Origin of the sequence: Pedobacter sandarakinus, assembly GCF_026240095.1 — a bacterium.
GTDB classification, from domain to species: domain Bacteria; phylum Bacteroidota; class Bacteroidia; order Sphingobacteriales; family Sphingobacteriaceae; genus Pedobacter; species Pedobacter sandarakinus.
In genome coordinates this window covers 1-3,629 of sequence record NZ_JAPIVG010000014.1, presented here as the reverse complement: position 1 = coordinate 3,629, position 3,629 = coordinate 1, and the positions used below count along the sequence as shown (strand labels likewise).

Below are 3,629 nucleotides of genomic sequence, written 5' to 3'. Positions count from 1 at the left end.
CAGAGTGGGCAGTTTCCTTTGAACCTATTATTAATAATACCCTCGAACAGTGCCGCAAAGAGCTACTGGATTTTTATAGTTAAACAACAAAGCCCCACTAAGGAGCCTGTCTGTTTTCTTAAAGTCGGAATAATTTAGTAAAGTTCAATGCTTCCTTTAACACGGATATTCGAATTATCATGCATACTTAAGGGAAAATAGCTGGAATATTCAACATAACTGTAATCAACATTTTTTACTATTGTCGCATTTTTGCTATTCCAAAAAATTTCATCATAGCTAAAGGACATGAGAGGCAAATAAACTACTCCCCTAAAGCCATAGGTGGCTTTTCCATGACTTTGTAAGCAACTACAGAGCGAGCCATTTATAGGGGAAACATAAACGCTTATAACTACTTCATCTCCATTTTGAAACCATCTCTTTTTAAAGTCTTGAACCTTAATTTTGTTAATACTTATTATTGAAAGCAGATTTTTTACTTGCAATTTATAATTATCGTCAAAATCGAAATTTGTTGCAGTAGAAGCAGTAAATATATCCACCATACCACCTGTTTTACATCTCTCCAAAATATCTTTAGAGTACTCTTCCGTAAATAAAGGAAAAACTTCAAAGGCATTTCTTTTTGCCACAGAATCCTGTGGCGTTATCCAATAATAAAACTCTTTAACTTTAGTATTTTTATGCGCCACTTCAAAAGTGAAAACCACGTATTTTTCTAATACATCTTTATTTGACTCCGCTTTTAAAATTTGGCAGATTAGCAATAAGGTTATTGCTATTAATTGAATTTTTTTAATTATCATGAGCTTTATTCGATATTTCGTCAACTTCTGACCTGATTAGTCCGCCAGGAGGATAATCCATTAATCCGCCTGTAGATTAAGGGAAATTATCCCCTAGTTAAAATTTGTATCCTATTTCTTGCGCCAATGCTATTCCTGGAGCACTTGATAAACTGCTATAAAGATTGCATTACTTAGCCCTTAATTTCTTAAGATAATCTCGTAGTAACTGTTGCGGCAAGCGCTTTTACGGGGTTCCCAGAAAAATCATTTTCAATTGTATTTAATCCATTATCAGTTGCAATTTTCTGATATTAGATAAATAACCCCCATCAGTCTTAGCTTTCTCTAAGCCAATAACATTGAATTTAAATTTAACACTATCACCGGCTGAATTTGAGTTCCTTTCCTATCACTTCCGTTATAAGTCTCATTAAGTTTTTGGGAAACATCGCTAAGTCTAGCCGCATTTTCATGATCCACTTTTTTATTATGCTTCTCAATTTTTGCTCGTTGCTTATCGGTGGCATCCTTTGAGATTTTTTTTCTGTTTTAACAATACAACCAAATTTGATTCTACTGTCTAATTTCCATCTTTATCGGTGTATTTAATTCCCTCCATCCCATCAGGGTCAATCATTCGCATTGGGATTATTTTCGACATAAACGTATGGAGAGAATCTGATATTTTTCTCCGCAAGGGAGTCTATCGTTGTAAATCTCCCAATCATCGGATCATAGAACCTAGCACCGTAATCATACTGTCCCACTCCTCTTGCAGCTCCTTGCCATTATAAAGGTACTTGTTATCCAATGATACCGCACCGTTGCCGTTCAGCCCAGACTTACGCAGCCCGGAGGCAAAGTAGTCGTCACGCTGCAATATCCGCACAGCGCCGTTGTAAATATCGAAAACTGTACGCACATTTCAAACGTCTGATAAAGCGATTAAAAAAGCTTATAAAAGGCTAAATATGAACCCATATTTTCCTGCTACTAGTGCGGACAAACAGCTTAATTTTATTTTAGATTTAAGTGATCGCTGAAGAGCGAACGCTTAAACCAGATTAGGCTGTAGCATAATTTTCTTATCTGCAAATATTACCAGACAAAGTCTTCGGTCTTCATTTTAGAATTTAAGTGATCGCTAAAATAGCGAACACTTAAACCAGAGGGAGTGAACACTCATAAAAAAAGCCCGGCAACTTTTACATTGCTGGGCATATATTTAACTTAAGGACGTAGCAAGACGCTAAAACCAGATGGTGGAACAAACAAAGCCCAACAACTTTACATTGATGGGCTTTGCTGTTTATTTCATCTCTCAAAATAGACAGGCTCACACGACTTAGGGTTTATTCCCAGCATTAAGTAAGCTATCTGCAGTAATTTTAGAAATAGACTTGGCATAATGTCCAATTTGATAAGTATAAGTCACATTTGAACTTTCTGTTTTTTTTTGATAACTGTACTGTATCTCTAACAGTCTCTCTTTACCATTTTCATTACGAAGCCTAAACACATCCAATTCGCCTTCAATACTGCATCCAGAAAAAGTAACGGACTTTCTCTTGTGCCCAATATTTTTTTCATTTCCTGACCAACCAATATAGTTCTCGCTTCTTTCTTTTACACTCCAATCAGCAGGCAGAAGAGGAATACCCAATCCCTTTCTCTTATTATTATAGGATAACCCATACTTATCTTGACATTGCTTAACAATGAATGAATAAGCAACAAAACCTATATAAACCAATATAGAAATAGATACTAATCCAACATATATACTAATAACATACTTTTTCTTCATAATTATCTTTTAGGTAGCATATTGGAAATAACTCGGCCATTAGAGGAGACAAAAACAGTCTTCGTATTACTTAAAGCCCAGTTACAGGTATAATAACCTTACTTAACAGCCCAGGGCTCACACTGGTGGGAGCTCCTGCAAAACCTAATGCTCTCACAAGACTAGGCGCCCACCCTCCAATTTTTGCAGCCAATGTCGTTAAGCTAGTCAGTGCTCCAAATGGAGCCGCCGCACCTCCGAGACTTAGAGATAGACCTGTCGTACCCTTATCATTTACATATGAATTAAATTGCATCCCGTGCTCATTTCTAAAATTTTCTAATGATTTACTAAAGGTATTTAGTGCTGACAAATCTCCTTTGGCATCCGATCTACTGACAGTAGTTGATCCATTGTTTACAGTAAACGACTTATCCCCATCAATAGTGGTTATGCTGCTCTTAGTTGTCACGTCCCCATATACAGTGGCCTCAGTATTACTATTTGAAACTATATTTGTTGAAGACATAACACTTTTTGTAGTAGTGCTACCAGTTTCCGTTTGAACAATTGTTGTAGTAGTTGTAGTTTGAGTTACGTGGAGCTTATGATTTTTGTCTTCCGTACTAGTTACTGTCGTATTCACTCTCTTTTGTGGATCTTCCGCTTCCATTCCATCTGGATCTATAAATCGTACTGGATTATTAAGTGCATAGACATAGGGACTTGTCTTCCTATCTTTCGCCGCCAGCGGATCAATGACGTTCCACCTTGCGATCACCGGGTCATAGAACCTTGCGCCGTAATCGTATTGTCCCAATTCCTCTTGCAGCTCCTTGCCGTTGTAAACGTATTTGTTATCCAACGATACCGCACCGTTGCCGTTCAGCCCAGACTTACGCAGCCCAAAAGCATAGTAGTCGTCACGCTGCAATATCCGCACAGCGCCGTTGTAAATATCGAAAACTTTACGCACATTTCAAAGTCACCTTCAACATGTCCAAACCAGTTAGTTTTATACCGCAAAGTACGGTGATATGTAATTTTCCATT

The 3,629-nt window shown here is 37.3% G+C and carries 4 protein-coding genes; all 4 read right to left on the bottom strand.

Annotation, left to right across the window (positions count from 1 at the left end):
* Window positions 1-134 precede the first annotated feature (134 nt).
* Window positions 135-809 carry a hypothetical protein gene (locus tag OQ268_RS17705; RefSeq protein WP_265858138.1) on the bottom strand — a complete coding sequence of 225 codons (675 nt, stop codon included), beginning with the start codon at window positions 807-809 and terminating at the stop codon, window positions 135-137.
* A gap of 611 nt (window positions 810-1,420) precedes the next feature.
* Entirely contained in the window at window positions 1,421-1,519 is a 99-nt protein-coding gene (locus OQ268_RS17940) for a hypothetical protein (RefSeq protein ID WP_265858140.1), read from the bottom strand.
* A gap of 617 nt (window positions 1,520-2,136) precedes the next feature.
* Window positions 2,137-2,598, bottom strand: coding sequence for a hypothetical protein (locus OQ268_RS17695; RefSeq protein ID WP_265858136.1), 462 nt, complete (start codon window positions 2,596-2,598; stop codon window positions 2,137-2,139).
* A gap of 70 nt (window positions 2,599-2,668) precedes the next feature.
* Window positions 2,669-3,553, bottom strand: coding sequence for an RHS repeat-associated core domain-containing protein (locus tag OQ268_RS18005; protein ID WP_322974048.1), 885 nt, complete (start codon window positions 3,551-3,553; stop codon window positions 2,669-2,671).
* Window positions 3,554-3,629 lie beyond the last annotated feature (76 nt).